This is a genomic window from Paracidovorax wautersii (assembly GCF_031453675.1).
GTDB lineage: Bacteria > Pseudomonadota > Gammaproteobacteria > Burkholderiales > Burkholderiaceae_C > Paracidovorax.
The window spans coordinates 857,186-881,788 of sequence record NZ_JAVIZX010000001.1; the positions used below are offsets into that span (position 1 = coordinate 857,186).

General features: G+C 66.1%; 28 protein-coding genes and 1 pseudogene. 5 read left to right on the forward strand and 24 right to left on the reverse strand.

All coding sequences use genetic code 11. The annotated features are described in order from the left end of the window. Window positions 1–80 precede the first annotated feature (80 nt). The 21 genes from rpsK to QE399_RS04020 all read right to left on the reverse strand — a co-directional run bounded on the left by rpsK (window position 81) and on the right by QE399_RS04020 (window position 14,912). Window positions 81–485, reverse strand: coding sequence for a 30S ribosomal protein S11 (gene rpsK / locus QE399_RS03920; protein WP_011793799.1), 405 nt, complete (start codon window positions 483–485; stop codon window positions 81–83). Window positions 486–503: 18 nt separating this feature from the next. Then, window positions 504–869: a 30S ribosomal protein S13 gene (rpsM, locus tag QE399_RS03925; RefSeq protein WP_309826330.1), complete on the reverse strand. Its 366-nt coding sequence runs from the start codon at window positions 867–869 to the stop codon at window positions 504–506. A 23-nt stretch (window positions 870–892) separates the two neighbouring features. Next, on the reverse strand, window positions 893–1,006 hold the full coding sequence (rpmJ, locus tag QE399_RS03930) for a 50S ribosomal protein L36 (RefSeq protein WP_005793651.1): 114 nt from the start codon (window positions 1,004–1,006) through the stop codon (window positions 893–895). 146 nt (window positions 1,007–1,152) lie between these two features. Beyond that, a complete protein-coding gene (secY, locus tag QE399_RS03935; protein ID WP_309826364.1) occupies window positions 1,153–2,472 on the reverse strand; it encodes a preprotein translocase subunit SecY in 1,320 nt (439 codons plus the stop codon). A 23-nt stretch (window positions 2,473–2,495) separates the two neighbouring features. Beyond that, the gene (gene rplO, locus QE399_RS03940; protein WP_309831922.1) at window positions 2,496–2,927 is read right to left on the reverse strand and encodes a 50S ribosomal protein L15; all 432 of its coding nucleotides are present in this window, start codon (window positions 2,925–2,927) and stop codon (window positions 2,496–2,498) included. A 10-nt stretch (window positions 2,928–2,937) separates the two neighbouring features. Continuing rightward, window positions 2,938–3,120 carry a 50S ribosomal protein L30 gene (gene rpmD / locus QE399_RS03945; protein WP_056670941.1) on the reverse strand — a complete coding sequence of 61 codons (183 nt, stop codon included), beginning with the start codon at window positions 3,118–3,120 and terminating at the stop codon, window positions 2,938–2,940. 14 nt (window positions 3,121–3,134) lie between these two features. Continuing rightward, window positions 3,135–3,653, reverse strand: a complete 519-nt coding sequence (rpsE, locus tag QE399_RS03950; RefSeq protein WP_272549406.1) for a 30S ribosomal protein S5 — start codon at window positions 3,651–3,653, stop codon at window positions 3,135–3,137. A gap of 17 nt (window positions 3,654–3,670) precedes the next feature. After that, entirely contained in the window at window positions 3,671–4,036 is a 366-nt protein-coding gene (gene rplR / locus QE399_RS03955) for a 50S ribosomal protein L18 (protein WP_309826369.1), read from the reverse strand. 11 nt (window positions 4,037–4,047) lie between these two features. Further along, window positions 4,048–4,581 (reverse strand): 50S ribosomal protein L6, encoded by a 534-nt coding sequence (gene rplF / locus QE399_RS03960; protein WP_309826370.1) that lies wholly within the window; start codon window positions 4,579–4,581, stop codon window positions 4,048–4,050. 23 nt (window positions 4,582–4,604) lie between these two features. Further along, window positions 4,605–5,000 (reverse strand): 30S ribosomal protein S8, encoded by a 396-nt coding sequence (gene rpsH, locus QE399_RS03965; protein WP_309826371.1) that lies wholly within the window; start codon window positions 4,998–5,000, stop codon window positions 4,605–4,607. 20 nt (window positions 5,001–5,020) lie between these two features. After that, window positions 5,021–5,326 (reverse strand): 30S ribosomal protein S14, encoded by a 306-nt coding sequence (rpsN, locus tag QE399_RS03970; RefSeq protein WP_005793633.1) that lies wholly within the window; start codon window positions 5,324–5,326, stop codon window positions 5,021–5,023. A 9-nt stretch (window positions 5,327–5,335) separates the two neighbouring features. After that, on the reverse strand, window positions 5,336–5,875 hold the full coding sequence (rplE, locus tag QE399_RS03975; protein ID WP_309826372.1) for a 50S ribosomal protein L5: 540 nt from the start codon (window positions 5,873–5,875) through the stop codon (window positions 5,336–5,338). A 9-nt stretch (window positions 5,876–5,884) separates the two neighbouring features. Continuing rightward, the gene (gene rplX / locus QE399_RS03980) at window positions 5,885–6,205 is read right to left on the reverse strand and encodes a 50S ribosomal protein L24 (protein WP_309826373.1); all 321 of its coding nucleotides are present in this window, start codon (window positions 6,203–6,205) and stop codon (window positions 5,885–5,887) included. Between the two features lie 9 nt (window positions 6,206–6,214). Then, window positions 6,215–6,583 carry a 50S ribosomal protein L14 gene (rplN, locus tag QE399_RS03985; protein ID WP_309826374.1) on the reverse strand — a complete coding sequence of 123 codons (369 nt, stop codon included), beginning with the start codon at window positions 6,581–6,583 and terminating at the stop codon, window positions 6,215–6,217. Window positions 6,584–6,777: 194 nt separating this feature from the next. Then, a complete protein-coding gene (locus QE399_RS03990; RefSeq protein ID WP_309826375.1) occupies window positions 6,778–8,370 on the reverse strand; it encodes a glycerol-3-phosphate dehydrogenase/oxidase in 1,593 nt (530 codons plus the stop codon). 169 nt (window positions 8,371–8,539) lie between these two features. Then, window positions 8,540–10,273: an ABC transporter substrate-binding protein gene (locus QE399_RS03995; protein WP_309826376.1), complete on the reverse strand. Its 1,734-nt coding sequence runs from the start codon at window positions 10,271–10,273 to the stop codon at window positions 8,540–8,542. Window positions 10,274–10,374: 101 nt separating this feature from the next. Continuing rightward, entirely contained in the window at window positions 10,375–10,683 is a 309-nt protein-coding gene (locus QE399_RS04000; RefSeq protein WP_309826377.1) for a DUF2160 domain-containing protein, read from the reverse strand. A 150-nt stretch (window positions 10,684–10,833) separates the two neighbouring features. Next, window positions 10,834–11,646: a carbohydrate ABC transporter permease gene (locus QE399_RS04005; protein WP_309826378.1), complete on the reverse strand. Its 813-nt coding sequence runs from the start codon at window positions 11,644–11,646 to the stop codon at window positions 10,834–10,836. A gap of 63 nt (window positions 11,647–11,709) precedes the next feature. After that, window positions 11,710–12,600, reverse strand: coding sequence for a carbohydrate ABC transporter permease (locus QE399_RS04010; protein ID WP_309826380.1), 891 nt, complete (start codon window positions 12,598–12,600; stop codon window positions 11,710–11,712). A 148-nt stretch (window positions 12,601–12,748) separates the two neighbouring features. Continuing rightward, window positions 12,749–13,828: an ABC transporter ATP-binding protein gene (locus QE399_RS04015; protein WP_309826382.1), complete on the reverse strand. Its 1,080-nt coding sequence runs from the start codon at window positions 13,826–13,828 to the stop codon at window positions 12,749–12,751. Window position 13,829: 1 nt separating this feature from the next. Further along, window positions 13,830–14,912 (reverse strand): ABC transporter ATP-binding protein, encoded by a 1,083-nt coding sequence (locus QE399_RS04020; protein WP_309826383.1) that lies wholly within the window; start codon window positions 14,910–14,912, stop codon window positions 13,830–13,832. A gap of 382 nt (window positions 14,913–15,294) precedes the next feature. Here QE399_RS04020 and QE399_RS04025 point away from each other — a divergent pair, with 382 nt between their 5' ends. The 5 genes and pseudogenes from QE399_RS04025 to proC all read left to right on the forward strand — a co-directional run bounded on the left by QE399_RS04025 (window position 15,295) and on the right by proC (window position 21,549). Next, the gene (locus QE399_RS04025) at window positions 15,295–16,560 is read left to right on the forward strand and encodes a porin (RefSeq protein WP_309826386.1); all 1,266 of its coding nucleotides are present in this window, start codon (window positions 15,295–15,297) and stop codon (window positions 16,558–16,560) included. A 313-nt stretch (window positions 16,561–16,873) separates the two neighbouring features. Next, entirely contained in the window at window positions 16,874–17,638 is a 765-nt protein-coding gene (locus tag QE399_RS04030; RefSeq protein ID WP_309826388.1) for a DeoR/GlpR family DNA-binding transcription regulator, read from the forward strand. A gap of 809 nt (window positions 17,639–18,447) precedes the next feature. Beyond that, entirely contained in the window at window positions 18,448–18,960 is a 513-nt protein-coding gene (locus tag QE399_RS04035; RefSeq protein ID WP_309826390.1) for a GNAT family N-acetyltransferase, read from the forward strand. After that, on the forward strand, window positions 18,957–20,471 hold the full coding sequence (glpK, locus tag QE399_RS04040; protein WP_309826392.1) for a glycerol kinase GlpK: 1,515 nt from the start codon (window positions 18,957–18,959) through the stop codon (window positions 20,469–20,471). Before QE399_RS04035 ends, glpK begins: the two co-directional genes overlap by 4 nt. A 219-nt stretch (window positions 20,472–20,690) precedes the next feature. Continuing rightward, window positions 20,691–21,549: pseudogene (proC, locus tag QE399_RS04045) on the forward strand (pyrroline-5-carboxylate reductase). 230 nt (window positions 21,550–21,779) lie between these two features. Here the strand turns inward: proC and ubiA are convergent. The 3 genes from ubiA to QE399_RS04060 all read right to left on the reverse strand — a co-directional run bounded on the left by ubiA (window position 21,780) and on the right by QE399_RS04060 (window position 24,456). Continuing rightward, window positions 21,780–22,655, reverse strand: a complete 876-nt coding sequence (gene ubiA, locus QE399_RS04050; protein WP_309826394.1) for a 4-hydroxybenzoate octaprenyltransferase — start codon at window positions 22,653–22,655, stop codon at window positions 21,780–21,782. Window positions 22,656–22,776: 121 nt separating this feature from the next. Beyond that, complete coding sequence (locus tag QE399_RS04055; RefSeq protein ID WP_309826395.1) at window positions 22,777–23,298, reverse strand: Dps family protein; 522 nt, start codon at window positions 23,296–23,298, stop codon at window positions 22,777–22,779. Window positions 23,299–23,490: 192 nt separating this feature from the next. After that, window positions 23,491–24,456 carry a LysR substrate-binding domain-containing protein gene (locus tag QE399_RS04060; protein WP_309826397.1) on the reverse strand — a complete coding sequence of 322 codons (966 nt, stop codon included), beginning with the start codon at window positions 24,454–24,456 and terminating at the stop codon, window positions 23,491–23,493. Window positions 24,457–24,603 lie beyond the last annotated feature (147 nt).

Here is a 24,603-nt window from a genome sequence, read left to right on the forward strand (position 1 = left end):
TTATTGTCATCTGCCGCAATGCAATTGCGGGAGCCAGCGGCGCGCAAGGCAGCCACTGGCGGTGGGCTTCATGAAGAGAATCAGATACGGCGGCGCTTTTGAGGGCGGCAGCCGTTATGGGGAACCGGCGTCACATCGGAAATGGACGTGATGCGGATACCCAGCGCACCGAGTGCGCGCACAGACGATTCACGACCGGGACCGGGGCCCTTGATCTCGACGTCCAGGTTCTTGATGCCTTGTTCAATGGCAGCACGCCCCGCCACTTCCGAAGCCACCTGGGCTGCGAAAGGGGTCGACTTGCGCGAGCCCTTGAAACCCTGGCCGCCGGACGACGCCCACGACAGGGCATTGCCCTGGCGATCGGTGATGGTGATGATCGTGTTGTTGAAGGAGGCATGCACGTGGGCGATGCCGTCCGACACGTTCTTACGAACCTTTTTGCGAACACGCTGAGCAGCGTTATTGGCGGGAGATTTAGCCATGTTGATCTCTCAATCTCTTTACTTCTTCAGTGCCGCTGCGCCCTTGCGCGGACCCTTGCGGGTGCGGGCGTTGGTACGCGTACGCTGACCACGCATGGGCAGGCCACGGCGGTGACGGAAACCGCGGTAGCAGCCGATGTCCATCAAGCGCTTGATGTTCATCGTGGTTTCGCGGCGCAGGTCACCTTCAATGGTGAACTGGGCGATTTGGTCGCGAATTTTTTCCAGATCGGCGTCCGTCAGATCCTTGATCTTCTTGGAATACTCGATACCGGTTGCTTCGCAGATCTTGCGAGCGCGGGTGCGACCGATGCCAAAAATGGCGGTCAGACCGATTTCCGCGTGCTTGTGCGGCGGAATGTTGATACCAGCGATACGTGCCATATGCGTCCTCTAATACTTTCCAATCAACCCTGGCGCTGCTTGTGACGCAGATCCGTGCAGATCACGCGCACCACACCCTTGCGGCGGATGATCTTGCAGTTGCGGCAGATTTTCTTGACCGAAGCCGAAACTCTCATTTCATTCTCCTAAAACTTGTCCACTCGTTCCGGCCTCAGCGCGGAACACAAAACTTGTGCCCGCGATGGATCGATGGGCATCAAAAATCGTTCAGTCCCCAGGCGAACCCGCGATGATACCGCAGTTGCCTGGTTGACTCCTAACCTCAGGTTCCGGGTGTTGCTTTGAAGTTGGCCTTCTTGAGCAAGGACTCGTACTGCTGCGACATCATGTAGTTCTGCACCTGGGCCATGAAGTCCATGGTGACGACAACGATGATCAACAGCGAAGTCCCTCCGAAGTAGAACGGAACGTTGTACTTCAGGATCAGGAACTCGGGCAGCAGACAGACGAACGTGATGTACACGGCCCCGGCAAGGGTCAGGCGCACCAGGATCTTGTCGATGTAGCGGGCCGTCTGGTCACCAGGACGAATCCCGGGGATGAATGCACCGCTCTTCTTCAGGTTGTCTGCCGTTTCACGGCTGTTGAACACCAGCGCCGTATAGAAGAAGCAGAAGAACACGATGGCCGCGGCGTAAAACATCACGTACACGGGCTGACCAGGGGTCAAAGCGGCCGAGATGTCACGCAGCCAGCGCATCGACTCGCCCGCGCTGAACCAGTTCACCACCGTCGCCGGCAGCAAGATGATCGACGAGGCAAAGATCGGCGGGATCACGCCAGCCATGTTCAGCTTCAAGGGCAGATGCGACGACTGGCCGCCATAGACCTTGTTGCCCACCTGGCGCCGCGCATAGTTGACCAGAATCTTCCGTTGACCGCGCTCGACAAACACCACGAAGTACGTCACCAGACCCACGACGATCACGATGAAGATGGCGGCCAGGATGCTCATCGCACCCGTGCGAACCAACTCCAGCAGACCGCCGATCGAGCTGGGCAGCCCTGCAGCAATACCAGCAAAGATCAGGATGGAGATACCGTTACCCAGGCCGCGCTCGGTGATCTGCTCGCCCAGCCACATGAGGAACATCGTTCCAGCCGTGAGGCTCACGACGGCCGTCATGCGGAAGCCGAAGCCAGGGCTCAGCACCAGACCGGCAGAGCTTTCCAGCGCCACGGCAATGCCGAGGGACTGGAAGATCGCCAGACCAAGCGTCCCATAGCGCGTGTACTGCGTGATCTTGCGACGGCCAGCTTCGCCTTCCTTCTTCAACTGCTCAAACGCCGGGAGGACGTACGTCATCAGCTGCATGATGATCGACGCCGAGATGTACGGCATGATCCCCAGTGCGAACACCGTGAAGCGCGACAGCGCTCCACCCGAGAACATATTGAACAGATTCAGAATGCCGCCTTGCTGGCCACTGAACAGCTGCTGAAGCTGCGCCGGATCAATGCCCGGAACGGGGATATGCGCCCCGATCCGGTACACGACCAACGCGAGCAGCAGAAAAACCAGCCGCCGACGCAGGTCGCCGAACTTTCCGGTCTTTGCAATTTGAGCTGCGTTAGTAGCCACGGATGCGTTCCTTCAGAACCAAATCAGGCCAGGCTGCCACCGGCAGCTTCGATCGCGGCCTTGGCACCTGCAGTGGCGCCGATGCCGGTCAGCTTGACAGCCTTCGTCAGAGAGCCGCTGTTGATGACCTTGACCACCTTGGCCAGCTGGCCCACCACACCGGCGGTCTTCAGCGCCAGCAGGTCGACTTCAGCCAGGCCCAGCTGCTCCAGGGTGCTCAGCGTCACCTCTGCATTGAACTTCAGCAGGTGCGACTTGAAGCCACGCTTGGGCAGACGGCGCTGCAAAGGCATTTGACCGCCTTCAAAGCCGACCTTGTGGTAGCCACCGGAACGCGACTTCTGACCCTTGTGCCCACGGCCAGCGGTCTTGCCCAGGCCAGAGCCGATGCCACGGCCGACACGGCGCTTGGCATGCTTGGCTCCTGCTGCGGGCTTGATGCTATTGAGTTCCATCATCAACCTCTCAGAGGACCTTGACCAGATAGCTGATCTTGTTAATCATGCCGCGCACTTCGGGGCTGTCCTGCAGTTCGCTGATGCTGTTCAGCTTGCGCAGGCCCAGACCGCGAACGGTGGCGCGGTGCGATTCCTTGGTGCCGATCGGGCTGCGCACCAGTTGAATCTTGACGGTTTGTTGCGTAGTCATTTGCTCAGCTCCGTTCAGGCGAAGATGTCTTCGACCGACTTGCCGCGCTTGGCTGCCACTTCCGAAGGGGTCGTGGAGTGCACCAGCGCGTCGAAGGTGGCGCGGACCATGTTGTACGGGTTGGACGAACCATGGCTCTTGGCCACGATGTCGGTGATACCCAGCACTTCGAACACGGCGCGCATCGGGCCGCCTGCGATGATGCCGGTACCCTTGGGAGCCGGAGCCATCATCACGTGAGCGGCACCATGGTGGCCCGTCACCTGGTGATGGATCGTGCCGTTCTTCAGCGACACCTTCACCAGATTGCGACGGGCTTCTTCCATCGCCTTTTGCACGGCAGCAGGCACTTCCTTCGACTTGCCCTTGCCCATGCCCACGCGGCCGTCACCGTCGCCAACCACGGTCAGTGCAGCGAAACCGAGAATACGGCCGCCCTTCACGACTTTGGTGACGCGGTTCACCGCGATCATTTTTTCCCGCAGACCGTCGTCTTGGCCTTCGCTCTGCACTTTGGGTTGGAATTTAGCCATTTTGTATTTCGCTCCGCTTAGAACTGCAGGCCGGCTTCACGGGCTGCGTCGGCCAAAGCCTTGACGCGGCCGTGGTAGGCGAAACCTGCGCGATCGAACGCCACCTTCTCGACACCAGCGGCCTTCGCCTTCTCCGCGATGCGCTTGCCGATGGCCTGGGCTGCGGCGGCATTGCCACCCTTGCCCGAGCCGCCGAGTTCCTTGCGGACATCGGCTTCGGCCGTGGATGCGCTGGCCAGCACCTTGGTGCCGTCGCCGGAGATCACACTGGCGTAGATATGGAGGTTCGTACGGTTCACCGTCAGACGGGCCACGCCTTGCTGGGCAATGCGGATACGGGTCTGACGTGCACGACGAAGACGCTGCTCTTTCTTGGTCAACATGCTGCAGCTCCTTACTTCTTCTTGGTCTCTTTGATCGTGACTTTTTCGTCCGCATAGCGGATGCCCTTGCCCTTGTAGGGCTCAGGCGGACGAACGGCACGGATCTCAGCGGCCAATTGGCCGACGCGTTGGCGGTCGGCACCCTTGATCACGATTTCGGTCGGCGTCGGGGTGGCCACCGTGATGCCAGCGGGCATCTCGAAGTTCACCGGGTGCGAGTAGCCAACGTTCAGGTTGAGCTTGGCGCCGGAAGCCTGGGCCTTGTAGCCCACGCCGATCAGGCTCAGCTTCTTCTCGAAGCCCTTGCTCACACCCACCACCATGTTGTTCACCAACTGGCGGAACGTGCCGCTCATCGCATTTGCTTCACGCGACTCGTTGACAGGCTCAAAGCTGAGCTTGCCTTCCTTGTTGGACAGCTTCACCAGGCGATTGGGGGTCAGCGACAGCGTGCCGCCGGAACCCTTCACACTGATTTGGTCATCCTTGATGGACACATCCACACCTGCGGGGATGGTCACCGGCGCTTTACCTACACGGGACATTTCAGTTTCTCCTCAATGCCACGTTAAGCGACGTAGCAAAGCACTTCGCCGCCGACACCGGTGGCACGCGCCTTGCGATCGGTCATCACGCCCTTGGGCGTCGTGACGATAGCCACACCCAGACCGTTCATGACTTGCGGAATGGAATCGCGGCCCTTGTACACACGCAGGCCAGGACGGCTTACGCGCTCGATGCGCTCGATCACCGGACGGCCGGCGTAGTACTTCAGCGAAATTTCGAGTTCGGACTTGCCAGCTTCGGTCTTGACTTCGAAGCCGTCGATATAACCTTCGTCCTTCAGCACCTGGGCGATGGCGATCTTCACCTTGGAAGAAGGCACGGCCACGGTGGTCTTGGAGACCATCTGTGCGTTACGGATGCGGGTCAGCAAGTCAGCGATGGGATCACTCATGCTCATGTTGTATCTCTCCTGCTTGCTTACCAGCTGGCCTTGGTGACACCGGGGATGTCACCGGCGAAAGCCAGTTCACGGATCTTCGCGCGGGCCAGACCGAACTGGCGGAACGTGCCGCGGGGACGACCGGTGATTTCGCAACGGTTGCGTTGACGCGTGGGGTTGGCGTTGCGGGGGAGCTTCTGCAGGCCCAGACGGGCTGCGTCACGCTCTTCGTCGCTACGCTTGGCATCGCCAGCGATCGCCTTCAGTTCGGCGTACTTGGCTGCGTATTTGGCGGCCAGTTTTTCGCGCTTCAGTTCGCGCTGGATCAAAGCTACTTTTGCCATACGCTGCCTTTAGTTCTTGAAGGGGAAACGGAAACCAGCGAGAAGCGCCTTGGCTTCTTCGTCGGTCTTGGCCGTCGTGGTGATGCTAATGTTGAGACCGCGCAAGGCATCCACCTTGTCGTACTCGATCTCAGGGAAGATGATCTGTTCTTTGACGCCGATGTTGTAGTTGCCACGGCCATCGAAGGCGCGGCCGGAAATACCACGGAAGTCACGGACGCGGGGCAGGGCCACGGTCACGAAACGGTCCAGGAATTCATACATCTGAACGCCACGCAGGGTCACCATGCAGCCGATGGCCTGGCCTTCGCGGATCTTGAAGCCGGCGATAGCCTTCTTGGCCTTCGTCACCACGGGCTTCTGGCCAGCGATCTTGGTCAGGTCGGCGACGGCGTTGTCCATCACCTTCTTGTCGGAAACCGCTTCGCTCACACCCATGTTCAGGGTGATCTTGGTCAGGCGGGGCACCTCCATGGGCGAGGTGTAGCCGAACTGCTTGGTGAGTTCGGGAGCGATCTTGTCGCGGTACTGTTGTTGCAGTCGTGCCATGTTGACTCCTTACGCCGCCTTGATTTCCGCGCCGCTGGACTTGAACACGCGAACGCGCGAACCATCCGCCTGCACCTTGAAACCCACGCGGTCAGCCTTGCCCGATGCGGCATTGAAGATGGCCACGTTGGACTGGTGGATAGGCATTGCCTTTTCCACGATGCCGCCGGTCGTACCCTTCATGGGGTTCGGCTTGACGTGCTTCTTGACCAGGTTGATGCCATCGATGACCAGATAGGAGTCATCCTTGCGCAGCGACACCGTGCCGCGCTTGCCCTTGTCGCGCCCGGTGAGCACGATCACTTCGTCGCCCTTGCGAATCTTGTTCATGGCGCGTCCTCAGAGAACTTCAGGAGCCAGGGACACGATCTTCATGAAGCGCTCGGTACGCAGTTCACGCGTCACGGGGCCGAAGATGCGGGTGCCGATGGGCTCCAGCTTTGCATTCAGCAACACAGCTGCGTTGCCATCGAATTTGACGAGCGAACCGTCGCCGCGACGGATGCCCTTGGCGGTGCGGACCACCACAGCGCTGTAGACCTCGCCTTTTTTGACGCGGCCACGCGGAGCGGCTTCCTTGATGGTCACCTTGATGATGTCGCCCACGCTGGCATAACGACGCTTGGAACCACCCAGCACCTTGATGCACAGGACGGACTTCGCGCCGGTGTTGTCGGCGACGTCTAACCGAGATTCTGTCTGGATCATTTCAATATTCCCAACTTGCACCAGAAGATCGACAGCCCCAGAGAACCTCTCAAGGGCCGAAATCAGCCAGTCAGTCTTGGGCCCGTCGTCCACGCCGCAAACCATTTGCAGCGCTTCCGTCTGGGCAGAAACCTCGCGCTTTGAACGCGAAGCCCTCGATTGTGGCAAAACCGCAGGCTTGCGTCAAGCGGCTTTTATGCAGGCACGGCTGCGTACTGTTGCGCCAGAGTCAGGAACGGCTCCAACTGCGGGTCTTGCCCGAGTTCGTCGCGCAGGATGGCCGCCACGGCAGGCGCTAACGTGGCCGCCAACCGGGCATCCAGGAACAGCACCCGGGCCCGGCGCGCCAGCACATCCTCGACGGTCCGGGCGTACTCATGGCGTGCGGCGAAGCGCACCATGGCTTCCGTCAGGCCGTCCGCCAGCACGGTGGAGGCGCCGGGCAGGGACTGAACGGCGTCGGCCTCGGTCCCGTAGGAATGCAACCCCTGGGCGTCGCTCAGGCGGTGCTGGACTCCGCCCCGGGGCGCGCCCACCACCGGCAGCTGGTTCGTGACGCCCGCGGGGCGTGACGGCAGGATGCGCTCGTCGAAGCACTTCTGCAGCACGTCCTCGGCCATGGCGCGGTAGGTCGTCCACTTGCCGCCGGTCACTGTCACCAGACCGCTGCGGCTCACTGCCACCGTGTGTTCGCGGCTGATGCTCTTGGTATTGCCGCCATCTTCGTCCTGCGGCTTGACCAGGGGGCGCAGACCGACCCAGATGCTGCGCACGTCCGTCGCCTGGGGTGCACGCCGCAGGTAGCGGGCGGATTCGCCCAGGATGAAAGCGACCTCTTCACGCAGCGCCAGGGGTTCGCGGGCCAGATCCTGGCGCGGGCTGTCCGTGGTGCCCAGGATGAGCTTGCCCAGCCACGGCACCGCAAACAGCACCCGGCCGTCGGCCGTCTTGGGCACCATCAGGGCGTGGTCGGAGGGGAGGAACTCACGGTCCACCACGATGTGCACACCCTGGCTGGGCGCCACCATGGGCTTGGCCGGGTGCCCGGTGGCTTCGCCGTCCTGCGCCCGCAGGCCGTCCACCCACACACCTGTGGCGTTGACGACACACTTCGCACGCACTTCGTAGCGCTGACCGGTTTCGGCGTCCTCGCACACCAGGCCGGCGACACGGCCTTCGGCATGGAGCAGCGCACGGGCCGGGCAGTAGTTCACCAGCAGCGCGCCATGCGCTGCGGCCGTGCGGGCCAGCGCCAGGGCCAGCCGGGCATCGTCGAACTGGCCGTCCCAGTACTTGACGCCGCCCTTCAGGCCATCGGGCAGGGCCGTGGGCAGATGGCGCAAAGCCTCGGAGCGGCCCAGGAATTCGGTGGCACCCAGGCCGGCCTTGCCGGCCAGGGCGTCGTACATCTTCAGCCCCACGCCGTAGAAAGGCGTTTCCCAGAACTTGTAGGAGGGCATCACGAAGGGCAGCGGCTGCGCCAGGTGGGGCGCATTGTTCAGCAGCGTGGTGCGCTCGTGCAGCGCCTCGCGCACCAGGGCGATGTTGCCCTGCGCCAGATAGCGGACGCCGCCGTGCACCAGCTTGGTCGCGCGGGACGAGGTGCCTTTGGCGAAGTCGTGGGATTCCACCAGCACGACACTGAACCCCCGGGCTGCCGCATCCAGAGCGACGCCCAGGCCCGTGGCGCCGCCGCCGATCACCGCCAAATCGTAGGCATGCGGCTGCGCGAGGCGGGCAAGCAGATCGGCACGGCGGGTGGGCAAGGGGGTGGTTTCGGTGTGCATGGAGAAAGACAGGGCCTGCACAGCAGGCTGTTCAGAACGATTAAGGGTTATCCCTTGATTGTCCAACCAAAAGACGCGCGGCCCGGGCACCTGAGATCAAGGGCCAGGGCCTGCGCGGGGTTTATCAGAGCGGCCGGAGCGCTCAATGCGCACCGGCCGCCCACGGGGGTCAGCGGGTCTTGCCGTCCTTCCAGGCTTGCAACAGCTTGTCGTAGGCGATGGTTTCGCCCTTGGGCTTTTCATTCGCCAGCTTCTTCCAGGGGGCCTGTTTGTCGCTCAGCCACTTGTTGGGGTCGCCCTTGGGGTTGAGCTTGGGCGCGCAATGGGCCATGCCGGCGCGCTCCAGGCGGGCCATCACCTGGTCCATCTCGTCGGCCAGCGTGTCCATGGCGCCCTGGGGCGTCTTCTCACCCGTGACGGCCTGTGCCACGTTCTTCCACCACAGCTGGGCCAGCTTGGGGTAGTCGGGCACGTTGGTGCCGGTGGGCGACCAGGCCACGCGGGCCGGGCTGCGGTAGAACTCCACCAGGCCGCCCAGCTTGGGCGCCGCGTCGGTCATGGCCTTGGACTGGATGTCGGATTCGCGGATCGGGGTCAGGCCCACCAGCGTCTTCTTGAGCGAGGTGGTCTTGGCCGTCACGAACTGGGCATACAGCCAGGCGGCCGCCGTCTTGTTGGCGTCGTGGCCCTTGAAGAACGACCACGAACCCACGTCCTGGTAGCCGTTCTGCATGCCGGGCTTCCAGTACGGGCCGTTCGGGCCGGGCGCCATGCGCCACTTGGGAGTGCCGTCGGCATTCACCACCGGCAGGCCGGGCTTGACCATGTCGGCCGTGAAGGCGGTGTACCAGAAGATCTGCTGGGCGATCTGGCCCTGCGCAGGCACCGGGCCCGACTCGCCGAAGGTCATGCCCATGGCTTCCTTGGGCGCGTACTTCTTCATCCAGTCCACGTACTTGGTCAGTGCGTAGACGGCGGCAGGCGAGTTGGTCGCGCCCCCGCGGGACACGGCTGCGCCGACAGGCGTGCACTTGTCGTCCGCCACGCGGATGCCCCATTCATCGATCGGCAGGCCGTTGGGTGCGCCGATGTCGGCGGTACCGGCCATGGACAGCCAGGCGTCGGTGAAACGCCAGCCCAGGGACGGGTCCTTCTTGCCGTAGTCCATGTGGCCGTAGATGGGCTTGCCGTCGATCTGCTTCACGTCATTGGTGAAGAACTCGGCGATGTCCTCGTACGCGCTCCAGTTGAGCGGCACGCCCAGGTCGTAGCCGTACTTGGCCTTGAACTTGTCCTTGATGTCCTTGCGCTCGAACAGGTCGGCGCGGAACCAGTACAGGTTGGCGAACTGCTGGTCGGGCAGCTGGTAGAGCTTGCCGTCGGGCGCCGTGGTGAACTTGGTGCCGATGAAGTCCTTGAGGTCGAGGCCCGGGTTGGTCCACTCCTTGCCCGCACCGGCCATGTAGTCGGTCAGGTTCATCATCTTGCCGTAGCGGTAGTGCGTGCCGATCAGGTCGGAGTCGCTGATCCAGCCGTCATAGATCGACTTGCCCGACTGCATGGACGTCTGCAGCTTCTCGACCACGTCGCCTTCCTGGATCAGGTCGTGCTTGACGGTGATGCCCGTGATCTCGGCAAACGCCTTGGCCAGGGTCTTGGATTCGTATTCATGGGTGGTGATGGTCTCGGACACCACCGAGATTTCCTTCACGCCCTTGGCCTGCAGCTTCTTGGCGGCGTCGATGAACCACTTCATCTCGGCCATCTGCTGGTCCTTGCTCAGCGTGGACGGCTGGAATTCGCTGTCGATCCACTTCTTGGCCTCGGCCTCACCGGCCCAGGCGGCCTGCCCCATCGCCATGGCCGCGGCGGCAAACGCCAGGGCGGTGTAACGCATCTTCATGTCGGTCTCCTCTTTGGATGGAATGTCCCCTGCTCACACTGCTTGGGCTGCCGGCCCCGGGGAACGGGGGGCCGGCAGGCACTGGAATCGAACGGACGTTCTCAGCCCTTGCGCATCACCAGCGCCAGCACCAGCATCGACGCCACGAAGCTGATCCACACCGAGGGCTCCTGCTCCAGGCCGAACCAGCCCGTCATGCGCCCGGCCAGGCCCACGAAGATCAGGTTGATGTAGGCGGCCAGCAGCAGGCCGATGAACAGCCGGTCGCCACGCGTGGTGGCGATGGGCAGAAAGCCCTTGCGCAGCGTGGTGGGAGACTTGACCTCCCAGACCGTCATGCCCGCGAGCATGAGCACGATGCACAGGAAAAAAACGGCCACAGGCGTGGTCCAGGCCATCCACTCAAACATGGTCGCCCCCCTGAGCGCCTGCCGCGCTTCCCCCGGAGGGGACGCAGCCAGTGGCCGGGCAAAGCCCGTTCCACGGCTGCTGCTGGCCTGGCGTTGCGCGCAAGCTCTGCGCTGAAGCTCGTTGTTTCATGCTCTGGGCCCCCTTCTATTTCAGACCCGCCCCATGGCGAAGCCTTTGGCGATGTAGTGGCGCACGAACCAGATCACGATGGCGCCCGGCACGATGGTCAGCACACCGGCCGCGGCCAGCGTGGCCCAGTCCATGCCCGAGGCGCTGACCGTGCGTGTCATGGTCGCCACGATGGGCTTGGCGTTCACGCTGGTGAGCGTGCGGGCCAGCAGCAGCTCCACCCAGCTGAACATGAAGCAGAAGAACGCCGCCACGCCCACGCCGGCCTTGATCAGCGGCAGGAAGATGGTGGCAAAGAAGCGCGGGAAGCTGTAGCCGTCGATGTAGGCCGTCTCGTCGATCTCGCGCGGAATGCCGCTCATGAAGCCTTCCAGGATCCACACCGCCAGCGGCACGTTGAACAGCAGGTGCGCCAGGGCCACGGCGATGTGCGTGTCCATCAGCCCCACGGTGGTGTAGAGCTGGAAGAACGGCAGCAGGAACACGGCCGGCGGCGTCATGCGGTTGGTCAGCAGCCAGAAGAAGACGTGCTTGTCGCCCAGGAACTGGTAGCGGCTGAACGCATACGCGGCCGGCAGCGCGACGGTGACCGAAATCACCGTGTTGATGGCCACGTAGATCAGGCTGTTGATGTAGCCCGAGTACCAGGACTCGTCGGTGAAGATGGTCTTGTAGTTGTCCCAGGTGAAGTGCTGGGGAAAGAACGAGAACGTGGACAGGATCTCCGCGTTCGTCTTGAAGCTCATGTTGACCATCCAGTAGATGGGCAGCAGGGCGAAGAGCAGGTACGCGAACAGGAAGATCGTCCGCTTGCGGAAACGGCGCTCAGGCATGATTACTCCTGTTTTTATAGCTGCATGCGCTTATCCAATAAGCGCTGGAGGCACTTTTGACCATTATTCCTGGCCCTCCGGCTTCTCGGTGCCCACGCGCTGCATCCAGTTGTAGAGGATGAAGCACAGCAGCAGGATGATGAGGAAGTAGATCAGCGAGAACGCCGCCGCCGGCCCCAGGTCGAACTGGCCCACGGCCTTCTGCGTGAGGTACTGGCTGAGGAAGGTGGTGGCATTGCCCGGCCCGCCGCCCGTCAGCACGAAGGGCTCGGTGTAGATCATGAAGCTGTCCATGAAGCGCAGCAGCACGGCGATCATCAGCACGCCGCGCATCTTGGGCAGCTGGATGTAGCGGAACACGGCGAACTTGCTCGCCCCGTCGATGCGCGCGGCCTGGTAGTACGCATCGGGGATGGAGCGCAGCCCGGCAAAGCACAGCAGCGCCACCAGCGGCGTCCAGTGCCACACGTCCATGGCCAGCACCGTCAGCCACGCCTGGGTGGCGTTGCCGGTGTAGCTGTAGTCGATGCCCACGTACTGCAGCGCCGCGCCCAGCAGGCCGATGTCGGCCCGGCCGTAGATCTGCCAGATGGTGCCCACGACGTTCCAGGGGATCAGCAGCGACAGCGCCACCACCACCAGCACGGCCGACGACTTCCAGCCCTGCGCGGGCATGGACAGCGCCAGGCAGATGCCCAGCGGGATCTCCACCGCCAGCACGGCCAGCGAGAAGGTGATCTGCCGCAGCAGCGCGGCGTGCAGCTCTTCGTCGCGCATCACCGCGGCGAACCATTCGGTGCCGACGAACACGCGGCGCTCGGGCGAGATGATGTCCTGCACCGAGTAGTTCACCACGGTCATCAACGGCAGGATGGCCGAGAACGCCACGCAGATGATCACCGGCAGGATGAGGAACCAGGCCTTCTGGTTCACGGGTTTGGTAGTCACGCTCATGCCAGAGTCTCCATAAGACTGATGCCAGCCACAGCACATGGCACGGGCGCAGCGCCATCAGCGGGACGCCCAGCAAGGGCCGCCCCGCAGCAAAGGGCGTCGTCCCCCTCACAGGGGGAAGCCGCGCAGCGGCTCAGGGGGTAGGCCGTCATCCCAGCAGCTCCTCGTTCTGGTAATAGCAGGTGTGGGGCCCCAGCACCTGCAGCCACACGGTGCCGCCGGCCGGGGGCAGCGGCAGCCCAGGGCCTACGCGGGCCTTGAGCAGGTGCTCGCCCAGGCGCGCCGTCAGCAGCTGGTAGGTGCCGATGTCCTGCACCTTCTCCACCACGCCGGGCAGCGCGCCGGCCTGGCCTTCGGCGGCCACAGCCAGGTATTCGGGGCGCACGCCCACCTTCAGATCGCCGCCTGGCAACGCCCGGCCGTCCGGCGGCGCCAGCGGCAGCCCGGCCACCGACAGCTGCCCGCCGGGCGCCGCCGTGGCGGGCAGGAAATTCATGCCCGGCGAGCCGATGAAGTGGCCGACGAAGGTGTGCTGGGGCCGCTCGAAGAGCGCGTCCGCCGCGCCCACCTGCACGGCGCGCCCCCGCGTCATCACCACCACCTCTTCGGCGAAGGTCAGCGCCTCCACCTGGTCGTGGGTGACGTAGATCAGCGTGAGCTTCAGCTCGTGGTGGATCTGCTTGAGCTTGCGGCGCAGCTGCCATTTGAGGTGCGGGTCGATCACGGTGAGCGGCTCGTCGAACAGCACCGCGCTCACGTCCTCGCGCACCAGGCCGCGGCCCAGGGAGATCTTCTGCTTCTGGTCGGCCGACAGGCCGGCCGCGCGCATGTCCAGTTGGTGGCTCATCTCCAGCATCTCCGCGATCTGGCCCACGCGCTGGCGGATGCGATCGGCCGGCACCTTGCGGTTCTTGAGCGGGAACGCCAGGTTCTCGGCCACCGTCATGGTGTCGTAGATCACCGGGAACTGGAACACCTGCGCGATGTTGCGCTCCTGCGGGCTGGCGCGGGTGACGTCGCGGCCGTCGAACAGCACGCGCCCCTGCGAGGGCACCAGCAGGCCGGACATGATGTTGAGCATGGTCGTCTTGCCGCAGCCCGAGGGGCCCAGCAGCGCGTAGGCGCCGCCGTCGCGGAACTCCATGGACAGCGGCAGCAGCGCGTAGTCGCTGTCCTGCTGCGGATTCGGCTTGTAAGAATGGGCCAGGTCGAGCTGGATGCGCGCCATGTCAGATCCCTCCCCGGCGCTGTGGCGCGCGCAGCAAGGCGCCGTCCGCGCCGAATACGTAGACATCGGCCGGCGACAGGTGCAGCACCAGCGATTCGCCCAGCTCGAAGTAATGCACGCCCGTGAACTGCGCCACTATCTCGCCCCAGGGCGTGTCGGCATGCACGAAGGTGTCCGAGCCCGAGATCTCCGCCAGCTCCACACGGCCGGTGATCGCCACGTCGCCCTCCCGCGGGCGGGCGTGCAGCGCACTGGCGCGCACCCCCAGCGTCAGTCCGGTCGCCGGTGCGTCCGCCAGCGCGGCGTCCGGCAGGGCGAGCACATCGGCACCGGCGGCCCGCACGCCGCCGGGCACGCGCTCGGCCGGCACCAGGTTCATCGGAGGATCGCTGAAGGCCCGCGCCACGCGCAGTGATGCGGGCGCGTGGAAGACCTCGGCCGTGGGGCCGTACTGCAGCAGTTCGCCCTCGTGCAGCACGGCGGTGTACCCGCCCAGGAGCAGCGCCTCGGCCGGCTCGGTGGTGGCGTAGACCACAGTGGAGTCGCCCGCCGCGAACAGCTGGGTCAGCTCGTCGCGCAGCTCTTCCCGCAGCTTGTAGTCCAGGTTGACCAGGGGTTCGTCCAGCAGCATCAGCGGCGCCCCCTTGGCCAGGGCGCGCGCCAGCGCCACACGCTGCTGCTGGCCGCCGGAAAGCTCTGCGGGATGGCGCTGCAGGAACATGTCGATGTGCAGCCGCTCGGCGAGGGAGCGCACGCGGGCGTCGACGTTCTTCTCGCCCCGCAGCTTCAGCGGCGAGGCGATGTTATCCGCCACCGTCATGGACGGGTAGTTGATGAACTGCTGGTAGACCATGGCCACGTTGCGCTCGCGCACCGGCACGCCGGTCACGTCGGCTCCGTCCACCAGCACCCGCCCGTGGGTCGGAGCGTCCAGCCCCGCCATGATGCGCATCAGGCTGGTCTTGCCTGCCTGCGTGGCCCCGAGCAGCACGGTGACCGCCCCGCTCTGCAGCGACAGGCCCATCTCGTGCAGCCAGGTCTGTGCCCCTACCCGCTTGCCGATGCTCTCCAATACCAGCTGCATGCAGCCACCCCTTGTTTGGTGTGACGCCAGCGCCGGTGCACGCTCGTGCAACGCCCGCTGCGCCAGGGCCAAGATCGTTCGATTGCGATCATTCTTGTTGCTTTGTGAGCGTTTCGAATCAAGGTTTACCCTGGGACTTTTCGTTTTGGTTCGCTTGCACACGGAACGAAAGGCATCAGCACCCCGTCGCAATTTACGAACGACCGTGCGTTTACCAGAGGTCCAACGCAAATACATCGCCGGGTTTTCCCCTGTCTCTAATGCAGCAAGCTCGGTAAAGCCACTCTTTACCGATTGAAACGTACCCCCTAGTCTCTGCTTCCACGGCACCACCCATTTCCTGGACCTGCCGAACCCATTCACCTTGCAACTCGGAGACGTTATGAAAAAAACCCATGCGCTGTCGGCAGTGGCTCTCGCCTGTGTGTCGTCTGTGGCGATGGCCCAGGCCACCACGCCCGGCGCAAGCAGCGTGATGATCTATGGTCTGGTCGACGTGGGCATCAACCACATCACCGGCGCACCCGGCGGCAGCATGACGCGCGTGACCAGCGGCAACATGGAAGGCTCGCGGCTCGGCTTCAAGGGCAGCGAAGACCTGGGCGGCGGTTACAAGGCCATCTTCACCATGGAAGCGCGCCTGGAAGCCGACACCGGCGGCCTGAGCAACCGCCCCATCTCCGGCGGCCGCCTGCCCGACCGCCTGAGCACGGCCACCTCGCTGGGCCTGCCCGCTGCGCTGCAGCCTGCCGTGACCGCGGTGGCCGGCCAGATCGGCAACTCCGTCGGCGTCAACCTGAACAACAGCTTCTTCGACCGCCAGATCTTCACCGGTCTGGTCACGCCGTTCGGCCAGTTCACCGTGGGCCGCCAGTACACGCCCGGCTACCTGGCCACAGCGAACTTCGATGTGATGAAGACCGAGTCCAGCCTGTCCCTGGGCCAGCTGGTGGCGATCCCCGCCTCGTTCGACATCCGGATCAGCAACTCGCTGCAGTACGGCCTGCAGGTCGGCGGCCTCACCGCCACGGCCATGTATGCCGCCGGCGAAGTGGCCGGCCGCACCACCGCACGGCGTCTGCTGGGCGCGATGGCCATCTACAAGGGTGACGGCTACTCCTTCGGCGGCGGCTACAACACCCGCAACAACGAACTGGGCCAGAAGTCCCTGACCACGGCCGTCATCGGCGCCACCGTGGACGTGGGCCCCGGCACGCTGACGGGCCAGTACGCAACCATCAAGGACAACAACCCGAGCGACTTCTCGGCCATCGCGGCGGGCCTGGCGGCCAACCCGGCCACGGCGCCCGTGGCCACCCTGGTGCAGAACGCCTTCCTGCAGGGCTTCCGCCAGGACACCCACCTGTACCAGATCGGCTACCGACTGACGAGCGGCCCGCACACCGTGGCCGTGGCCTACAACAACATGGACGACCGCCGGCCCTTCAATGCCGACCGCTACTCCTACGGCGCGGCCTACACGTATGCGCTGTCCAAGCGCACCGACCTGAATGCCGTGGTGACGCACCTGGAGAACAAGAACACCTCGCAGGATCTGCTGGGTGGCAACGGCTTCCTGGGCGGCGTGGCCTCGGCCCCGGGCAAGGACGTCAACAGCGTCACGCTGTCGATCCGCCACCGCTTCTGATCGGCGGCGCAGCACCGGCGGTCACTCGGACCGCTGGTTCGCTCGCTTCACCCGACCCACGATCCTCCACCCGGAGGATTTTTTTTGTCCGCTCGCGGAGCCTGCATGGCGGCGGGCCGCGCAGGCCTTGCATCGTCGCTCGCCGGGACGCTCCGGCCTGCGGATTCAGCGCGTTTGATCGCCGAGCGTGTTGCTTTGTGAGTGTTTCCACCCCACGTTTACCCTGGACCTTTTCGTTTGGGTTCGCTTTACAGTGAGGGCGGCAGTCCTTTCTCTGTGTTTCGGGCTGCTGCTAGCCGCTGGAAGCCCCGCCGTGAACACCAACCCCCGCCAACTGCGACTGCTTGAAGAAGTGCGCACCCGCCAGTCCGCCACGGTGGAACAACTGGCCGACACGCTGGGCGTGACGCTGCAGACCGTGCGGCGCGACGTGCAGCGGCTGGCGGAGCTGGGGCTGGTACGCCGCTTCCATGGCGGCGTGCGGGTGCCGGCCTCGACCGTCGAGAACCTGGGCCATCTGCAGCGCGAAACGCTGCATGCCGAAGGCAAGGCGCGCATCGCCCGCGCGGTGGCCAGCCAGGTGCCCAACGACTGCTCGCTGATCCTCAACATCGGCACCACCACCGAGGCCATCGCCCGGGCGCTGATGCACCACCGGGGCCTGCGCGTCATCACCAACAACCTGAACGTGGCAGCCATCCTGGCGGGCAACCCCGATTGCGAGGTGACAGTGGCCGGCGGCGTGGTGCGCGCGCGCGACCGCGGCATCGTGGGCGAGGCGGCGGTGGACTTCATCCGCCAGTTCAAGGTGGACATCGCGCTCATCGGCATCTCCGGCATCGAGCCCGACGGCTCCCTGCGCGACTTCGACCTGCGCGAGGTGAAGGTGGCCCAGACCATCATCGCCCACGCCCGCGAGGTCTGGCTGGCCGCCGACCACAGCAAGTTCAACCGGCCGGCGATGGTGCAGGTGGCCACGCTGGCGCAGATCGACCGCTTCTTCACCGACGCCCCGGCGCCCGAGCCCTTCCCGGCCCTGCTGCGCGAGGCGGGCGTGGACCTTGATGTGGCGCCGTGAATGGGGAACGCCCCCCTGAGGCGCTGCGCGCCTTCCCCCCGCTCTCGCCGTGCTGCGCACGGCGGGCAGGGGGATGCAGCCGTCGCTGCGGGGCGGCCCTTGCTTGGCTGCTGCTGGGCGGGGCCGCGCCGGCACCCACCGCCGTTGACGATGGATGCCCCGAAGAATGACAACCCCGACACGGGGCGCATCGTTCTCTCGCTCTCGCCGTGCTGCGCACGGCGGGCAGGGGGACACAGCCCTCGCTGCGGGGCGGCCCTTGCTTGGCTGCTGCGGGGCGAGGCCGCGCCTGCATCCACCCTCGTTGACGACGGATGCCCCGGAGAATGACATCCCCACGCGGGGCGCATCGTTCCCTCGCCCTCGCCGTGCTGCGCACGGCGGGCAGGGGGACGCAGCCGTCGCTGCGGGGCGGCCCTTGCTTGGCTGCTGCTGGGCGGGGCCGCTCTGGTATCCACCGCCGTTGACGATGGATGCCCCGAAGAATGACATCCCGGCATGGGGCTCATCGTTCTCTCGCCTTCGCCGCGGCAGTCTTGGAGGCCTTCGATGGCGCACCAGGGGGCCTTTGCCCCGTGCAGCGTCGCGCTCTTTTCACCGCTGGCGACGGCCGCCTTGGCGGGCGCGCTGCCGTATCCTCGGCGGCTATGACGATTTTCTTGTCCGTGCGCCTGCCGGGCGCTTGCGGCCCCGCTGCGGGGCGATCGCAGACCCTCGGGGCTTGCACCACGCATGCCGCTGTACGCCGCTGCGCCACAGCGCTGCCGCACACGGCGGCGGACGGCTGCACTCCCACGCGCTAGCCCGCCATGGACAGCACGCTGCACATCCGTGACGCACAGCCCTCCGATGCCGCCGCGCTGGCCGGCCTGCTCGGCGGCATGGGCTGGTTCACGGTCTATGCGGATTCGACGCCCGCCCAGGCCGAGGAACGGCTGCGCGCGCTGATCCAGTCCGCCGCAGGCGGGCAGCACGGCCTGCTGCTGGTGGCCGAGGACGGCGCGCAGCCGCGGCTGCTCGGCTACTGCGCCGTGCACTGGCTGCCGGTGGCGATCCAGCTGGGCTGGGAAGCCTATGTCAGCGAGTTGTTCGTGGCCGAGTCCGCGCGCGGCACGGGCGCCGGCAGCGCCCTGCTCGATGCCGCCGTGCAGGCGGCCCGCGAACGCCAGTGCGTCCGCATCTGGCTGATCAACAACCGCGAGCGCCCGTCCTATGCGCGGGGCTTCTACCCCCGGCACGGTTGGACCGAGCAGGCGGAGATGGCCCGCTTCGTCCTGCCGCTGGCAGCGCCGCCGCAACCTTCCGGAGACTCCCTGCCATGACAAACAAATCCACCACCACCTACCTGCTCGCCCTCGACCAGGGCACCTCCAGCTCGCGCAGCATCGTCTTCGACGACCGCGGCCGCATCGTGGCCCAGGCGCAGCTGGAGCTGCCCCAGATCTATCCCCAGCCCGGCTGGGTGGAGCACGACCCGCTGGAGATCTGGCGCACGCAGATCGCCACCGCCCGCCAGGCGCTGGAGCAGGCCGGGCTGCAGGCCGGCGACATCCGCGCTCTGGGCATCACCAACCAGCGCGAGACCGCCGTGCTGTGGAACCGCCGCACCGGCAAGCCCGTGCACCATGCCATCGTCTGGCAGGACCGGCGCGCAGAACCGCTGTGCGCCGAGCTGCGCAGCCAGGGCCACGAGGCCACCATCCAAGCCAAGACCGGGCTGCGCGTGGATGCGTATTTCTCCGCCACCAAGCTGCGCTGGCTGCTCGACAACGTGCCCGGCGCGCGGGCTGCGGCCGATGCCGGCGAGCTGGCCTTCGGAACGGTGGACAGCTGGCTCATCTGGCAGCTCACGGGCGGCAAGGTGCATGTGACGGATGTGAGCAACGCCGCCCGCACTATGCTGTTCAACGTGCACACCAACGACTGGGACGATGACCTGCTTGGCCTGCTGCGCATCCCGCGCAGCCTGCTGCCGCGCGTGCAGCCGTCCAGCAGCGATTTCGGCACCACCGACAGCGCCCTGTTGGGCGGCGGCATCGCCATCGGCGGCGTGGCGGGCGACCAGCAGAGCGCGCTCTTCGGCCAGGCGTGCTTTTCGGCCGGCATGGCCAAGAACACCTATGGCACGGGCTGCTTCCTGCTGATGCACACGGGCCATTCCTTCCAGACGTCCAGCAACGGCCTGCTGACCACCAGCGCGGCCCAGGCCACGGCGCGGCCCGAGTACGCCATGGAGGGCAGCGTGTTCGTGGGCGGCGCCGTGGTGCAGTGGCTGCGCGACGGCCTGCGCGCCATTTCGTCCAGCAGCGAGGTGCAGTCCCTGGCCGAGAGCGTGCCCGATTCGGGCGGCGTGATGATGGTGCCCGCCTTCACCGGCCTGGGCGCGCCCTACTGGAAGCCCGAGGCGCGCGGCACCATCACCGGCCTGACGCGCGGCACCACCATCGCGCACATCGCGCGCGCCTCGCTGGAGAGCATCGCCTACCAGAGCGCCGCCCTGCTGCAGGCCATGAGCCGCGACGCGGTGGCCGCCGGCGGCGCGCCGGTGAGCGAGCTGCGCGTGGACGGCGGCGCCTGCGTGAACGATCTGCTGATGCAGTTCCAGGCCGACCTGCTGGGCATTCCCGTGGTGCGCCCCGAGGTGGTGGAGACAACCGCCCTGGGCGCCGCCTACCTGGCCGGCCTGTCGTGCGGTGTGTACCGCGGCACCGAGGAGCTGTCCGCCCTGTGGCGCGCGCAGCGGCGCTTTCTGCCCACGCTGGGCTCGGCCCGCGCGCAGGCGCTCATGGCGCAATGGGAGCACGCCGTGGCACAGGCCACGCTGCCGCAGTAAAAAAAACATAGCACGCTGCGCTTACCCCTACTAGCTTTGCATGCCATTCAGCATCAAAAACCAAGAGGGGCAAGCGCAAGCAGCTATTTATTCAATAGCAAATCTCCGACGGCCGCGCCTTCCTGCGCAGGCCGCCGCGTACCGCCGCTGGCGCGCCCCGCCAGGCGCGACAATGCGGACCACCTTTTCCCTCCACCCCCTCTGCAGCAGCCCACCGCCATGAGCGCCCATTCACCCTCCCCTTCCGCTCCGTCCTCCTCGCAGCCCGTGATCGCCTTCATCGGCGGCGGCAACATGGCCAGCGCCATCATCGGCGGGCTGATCCGGCAAGGGCTGCCGCCCCACGCAGATCGAGGTCGTCGAGCCCTTCGGCGAGGCCCGCGCGGCGCTGCTGCGCGCCCACGGCATCACGGCGCTGGTCAAGCCCGGCCCGCAGCTGGAGCGCGCGCGGCTGGTGGTCTGGGCCGTCAAGCCGCAGACCTTCCGCGAGGCGGCCACCGAAGCCCGCGCCTTCACGCCCGAGGCCGTGCACCTGAGCGTGGCCGCCGGCATCCGCAGCGGCACCATTGCCGAGTGGCTGGGCACCGAGCGCGTGGTGCGCGCCATGCCCAACACGCCGGCGCTGATCGGCAAGGGCATGACCGCGTTGTTCGCCCGCCCGGGGCTGACGCCCGCCGAGCATGCCTCGGTCGAGCAGGTGATCGCCCCCACCGGCGACTTCCTGTGGGTGGACGACGAGAAGCACCTCGATGCCGTGACCGCGCTGTCGGGCTCGGGCCCGGCCTATGTGTTCTTCTTCCTGGAGGCCATGATCCAGGCCGGCGCCGACATGGGCCTCACGCGCGAGCAGGCGCACAAGCTGGCCGTGGGCACCTTCGTCGGCGCCTCCGAGCTGGCGCGCAAGTCGGACGAGCCGCCGGAGCTGCTGCGCCAGCGCGTCACCTCCAAGGGCGGCACGACGTATGCGGCCATCACCTCGCTGGAGCAGGACCAGGTGCACCTGCAGTTCATGCGCGCGCTGCACGCGGCCAAGCACCGGGCGCGGGAGCTGGGCGAAGAATTTGGGACATCCCCCTGAGCGGCTGCGCCGCTTCCCCCTTCTCTCATCGCTGCGCGATGGGAAGGGGGACGACGCCGTCGCTGCGGGGCGGCCCTTGCTGGGCGTCTACGGCCTTGGCCGCGCCGGTGGCAAAGGTTGTGTGCGATGCGGGCGCCGTAAGCCCTGCCCGAGGCAGGGCTGGAGCAATGGCCCAATATGCCGCTAGCGCCCTTGGATAAAGCGCAAACAGCTATCAAATCAAGAGCACATCAGCGCAGCGCGTAGCTGGCGGCAATGCCGGCGAAGAGCGTGAAGCCGATCCAGTGGTTCTGGCGGAAGGCGGTGAAGCAGCCTTCGCGCGTACGGCGGCGGATGAGGGTGAAGTGCCAGGCCACCTGGGCCAGCACCGCCGCGATCGCCAGCCAGAAGGGCCAGCCCAGGGCGAGGGGTGCCAGGGCCGCGGCCCAGATCGCCACCAGCAGCAGGTAGAAGGCGACGATGGCGGGCACGTCGAAGCGGCCCAGGGTGATGGCCGAGGTCTTCATGCCGATCCTGAGGTCGTCGTCGCGGTCCACCATGGCGTATTCGGTGTCGTAGGCCAGCACCCAGAACAGATTGCCCAGCACCAGCCACAGCGCCAGCCAGGGCACGTCGCGGCCCACGGCGGTGAAGGCCATCGGGATGCCCATGCTGAAGGCCACGCCCAGCACCGCCTGGGGCATCGAGAAGAAGCGCTTGGTGAACGGGTAGAGGATGGTCACGGCCAGCGCCGGCACCGACCAGGCGATGGTGGCCGCGTTGGTGGTCAGCACCAGGGCAAAGGCCACCAGCGCCAGCACGGCGCCCACGGCCAGCGCCTCGCGCACCGACACGGCGCCGCTGGTGATGGGCCGCTGCGCCGTGCGCTTGACGTGTCGGTCGAAGTCGCGGTCGGCCACGTCGTTCACGCAGCAGCCGGCGCTGCGCATGAGGATGGTGCCCAGCGTGAACACCGCCAGCAGGTGCCAGCCCGGAAAGCCGTCCGCCGCGATCCACAGCGCCGCCAGCGTGGGCCACAGCAGCAGCAGCCAGCCGGCGGGGCGGCTCCAGCGGATCAGGTCGAGGTAGAGCGCAAGGCGCGACGGGGGCGTGGCGGTGGTCGGCATGACAAGACAGGGGCGGAAAGGAAAACGCCCGCAGGCGCGGGCGTGGCGGGCTGCGGCGAACCGCGAGCTTAGAGCATGTTCATCACGGTCGCGCAGCGATCGCGCAGGCCGCAGGGGCGCATCACTCTTCCAGCAGCGAGCGCAGCATCCAGGCGGTCTGCTCGTGCACCGTCAGGCGCTGGGTCAGCAGGTCGGCCGTGGGCTCGTCGCTGGCCTTGTCGGCGATGGGGAACAGCTCGCGGGCCGTGCGGGCCACGGCTTCATGGCCTTCGACCAGGATGCGCACCATCTCCAGCGCCTGGGGCGGCGTGCTGGGGGCGTCAGGCAGCGTGGTCAGCTTGCCGAACTGGGCATAGGAGCCCGGCGCCGCGTGGCCCAGCGAGCGGATGCGCTCGGCGACCGGGTCGACGGCGTTCCACAGCTCGGTGTACTGGCCCATGAACATGGTGTGCAGCGTGTTGAACATCGGGCCCGTCACGTTCCAGTGGAAGTTGTGGGTCGTCAGGTACAGCGTGTAGGTGTCGGCCAGCAGGCGCGACAGGCCCTGGGCGATGGCCGCGCGGTCCTTGTCGCTGATGCCGATGTTGATGCGGGGCGCGCCCGTCTTGCTGAGGGGGGTCTTGGTGGCGGTCGTCTTGGCCATGGTCGCTCCTTGCGTGCAGTGGAAAACTCGGGGAAGCCTGCCCCGGCCAGCGTTGCCACGGCCGGGCGCAGTCCTGCGGAAACTGTAGCGCAAGCGCCAGGCCCGTCCCTGCGCGGGGACAAATGAAGTGCGGCGTCGCAGGCGGCCGGGCGGCTGCGCAGGCGCGTGGGCGGAAGAGGAAAGAAGCCGGCGTCAGGACAGGCGCGTCACGCCAGGCAGTTCGCAGGCGTACACGGCGTTGCGCAGCGCGGCGATGGCCTCGTAGCGCGTGAAGCTGCGGCGCCAGGCCAGCACCACGCGGCGCATGGGCGGCGGGCTGCCGTCGGCCTCGACGATGGGCATGTAGCGGATGTGCGTGTCGTCGCTCTTGCGGCGCTTGGAGCCGGCGTGCAGCGCATCGCGCGGCACCGACAGGCGGGGCACCAGGGTGACCCCCATGCCGGCCGAGACCATGTGCTTGATGGTCTCCAGCGACGAGCCCTCGAACGTACGGCGGATGCCTTCGGCATTGCTCGCATAGCGGGCGAACTCGGGGCACACCTCCAGCACGTGGTCGCGGAAGCAGTGGCCTGCGCCCAGCAGCAGCATCGTCTCGCTCTTGAGTTCCGACGTGGAGATGCTCTTGCGTTCCGCCAGCGCATGGCTGCTGGGCACGGCAGCCATGAAGGGCTCGTCGTACAGCGGCGCCATGGCCAGACCGGTGTCGGGAAACGGCTCGGCCAGGATGGCGCAGTCGATCTCGCCCGTGCGCAGCATCTCCAGCAGCTTCACGGTGAAGTTCTCCTGCAGCATCAGCGGCATCTGCGGCGTGCGCGCGATGGAGTGGCGCACCAGCTCGGGCAGCAGGTAGGGGCCGATGGTGTAGATCACGCCCAGCGTCAGCGGGCCGGCCAGCGGGTCCTTGCCGCGCTTGGCGATCTCCTTGATGGCGGCGGCCTGCTCCAGCACGCTCTGCGCCTGGCGCACGATTTCCTCGCCCAGCGACGTCACCGACACATCGCCCGCGCTGCGCTCGAACAGCTTCACCTCCAGCTCGTCCTCCAGCTTCTTCACGGCGACGGACAGCGTGGGCTGCGAGACGTAGCAGGCGTCGGCCGCGCGGCCGAAGTGCTTTTCCCGCGCGACGGCGACGATGTACTTGAGTTCGGTGAGGGTCATGGGCGGAGCGGCGGGTGAACCTGCGATTGTGCGCCAACTCGGCCGCCCGCGCCGCCGACCGTTCCGCAGAGCGGGCGACACCAGCGCGGACCGGTTCCTACCCTGGGGAACAGGGCGCGACCGCAGGCGCTGCGGCAGCGCGGCTTC

What these genes read in the sequence shown, in the direction of transcription:
- rpsK (WP_011793799.1), bottom strand. Translation starts at nt 485, where the DNA reads ATGGCTAAATCTCCCGCCAATAACGCTGCTCAGCGTGTTCGCAAAAAG.
- rpsM (WP_309826330.1), bottom strand. Translation starts at nt 869, where the DNA reads ATGGCACGTATCGCTGGTATCAACATTCCGCCGCACAAGCACGCGGAA.
- rpmJ (WP_005793651.1), bottom strand. Translation starts at nt 1,006, where the DNA reads ATGAGAGTTTCGGCTTCGGTCAAGAAAATCTGCCGCAACTGCAAGATC.
- rplO (WP_309831922.1), bottom strand. Translation starts at nt 2,927, where the DNA reads ATGGAACTCAATAGCATCAAGCCCGCAGCAGGAGCCAAGCATGCCAAG.
- rpmD (WP_056670941.1), bottom strand. Translation starts at nt 3,120, where the DNA reads ATGACTACGCAACAAACCGTCAAGATTCAACTGGTGCGCAGCCCGATC.
- rpsE (WP_272549406.1), bottom strand. Translation starts at nt 3,653, where the DNA reads ATGGCTAAATTCCAACCCAAAGTGCAGAGCGAAGGCCAAGACGACGGT.
- rplR (WP_309826369.1), bottom strand. Translation starts at nt 4,036, where the DNA reads ATGTTGACCAAGAAAGAGCAGCGTCTTCGTCGTGCACGTCAGACCCGT.
- rplF (WP_309826370.1), bottom strand. Translation starts at nt 4,581, where the DNA reads ATGTCCCGTGTAGGTAAAGCGCCGGTGACCATCCCCGCAGGTGTGGAT.
- rpsH (WP_309826371.1), bottom strand. Translation starts at nt 5,000, where the DNA reads ATGAGCATGAGTGATCCCATCGCTGACTTGCTGACCCGCATCCGTAAC.
- rpsN (WP_005793633.1), bottom strand. Translation starts at nt 5,326, where the DNA reads ATGGCAAAAGTAGCTTTGATCCAGCGCGAACTGAAGCGCGAAAAACTG.
- rplE (WP_309826372.1), bottom strand. Translation starts at nt 5,875, where the DNA reads ATGGCACGACTGCAACAACAGTACCGCGACAAGATCGCTCCCGAACTC.
- rplX (WP_309826373.1), bottom strand. Translation starts at nt 6,205, where the DNA reads ATGAACAAGATTCGCAAGGGCGACGAAGTGATCGTGCTCACCGGGCGC.
- rplN (WP_309826374.1), bottom strand. Translation starts at nt 6,583, where the DNA reads ATGATCCAGACAGAATCTCGGTTAGACGTCGCCGACAACACCGGCGCG.
- QE399_RS03990 (WP_309826375.1), bottom strand. Translation starts at nt 8,370, where the DNA reads ATGCACACCGAAACCACCCCCTTGCCCACCCGCCGTGCCGATCTGCTT.
- QE399_RS03995 (WP_309826376.1), bottom strand. Translation starts at nt 10,273, where the DNA reads ATGAAGATGCGTTACACCGCCCTGGCGTTTGCCGCCGCGGCCATGGCG.
- QE399_RS04000 (WP_309826377.1), bottom strand. Translation starts at nt 10,683, where the DNA reads ATGTTTGAGTGGATGGCCTGGACCACGCCTGTGGCCGTTTTTTTCCTG.
- QE399_RS04005 (WP_309826378.1), bottom strand. Translation starts at nt 11,646, where the DNA reads ATGCCTGAGCGCCGTTTCCGCAAGCGGACGATCTTCCTGTTCGCGTAC.
- QE399_RS04010 (WP_309826380.1), bottom strand. Translation starts at nt 12,600, where the DNA reads ATGAGCGTGACTACCAAACCCGTGAACCAGAAGGCCTGGTTCCTCATC.
- QE399_RS04015 (WP_309826382.1), bottom strand. Translation starts at nt 13,828, where the DNA reads ATGGCGCGCATCCAGCTCGACCTGGCCCATTCTTACAAGCCGAATCCG.
- QE399_RS04020 (WP_309826383.1), bottom strand. Translation starts at nt 14,912, where the DNA reads ATGCAGCTGGTATTGGAGAGCATCGGCAAGCGGGTAGGGGCACAGACC.
- QE399_RS04025 (WP_309826386.1), top strand. Translation starts at nt 15,295, where the DNA reads ATGAAAAAAACCCATGCGCTGTCGGCAGTGGCTCTCGCCTGTGTGTCG.
- QE399_RS04035 (WP_309826390.1), top strand. Translation starts at nt 18,448, where the DNA reads ATGGACAGCACGCTGCACATCCGTGACGCACAGCCCTCCGATGCCGCC.
- glpK (WP_309826392.1), top strand. Translation starts at nt 18,957, where the DNA reads ATGACAAACAAATCCACCACCACCTACCTGCTCGCCCTCGACCAGGGC.
- ubiA (WP_309826394.1), bottom strand. Translation starts at nt 22,655, where the DNA reads ATGCCGACCACCGCCACGCCCCCGTCGCGCCTTGCGCTCTACCTCGAC.
- QE399_RS04055 (WP_309826395.1), bottom strand. Translation starts at nt 23,298, where the DNA reads ATGGCCAAGACGACCGCCACCAAGACCCCCCTCAGCAAGACGGGCGCG.
- QE399_RS04060 (WP_309826397.1), bottom strand. Translation starts at nt 24,456, where the DNA reads ATGACCCTCACCGAACTCAAGTACATCGTCGCCGTCGCGCGGGAAAAG.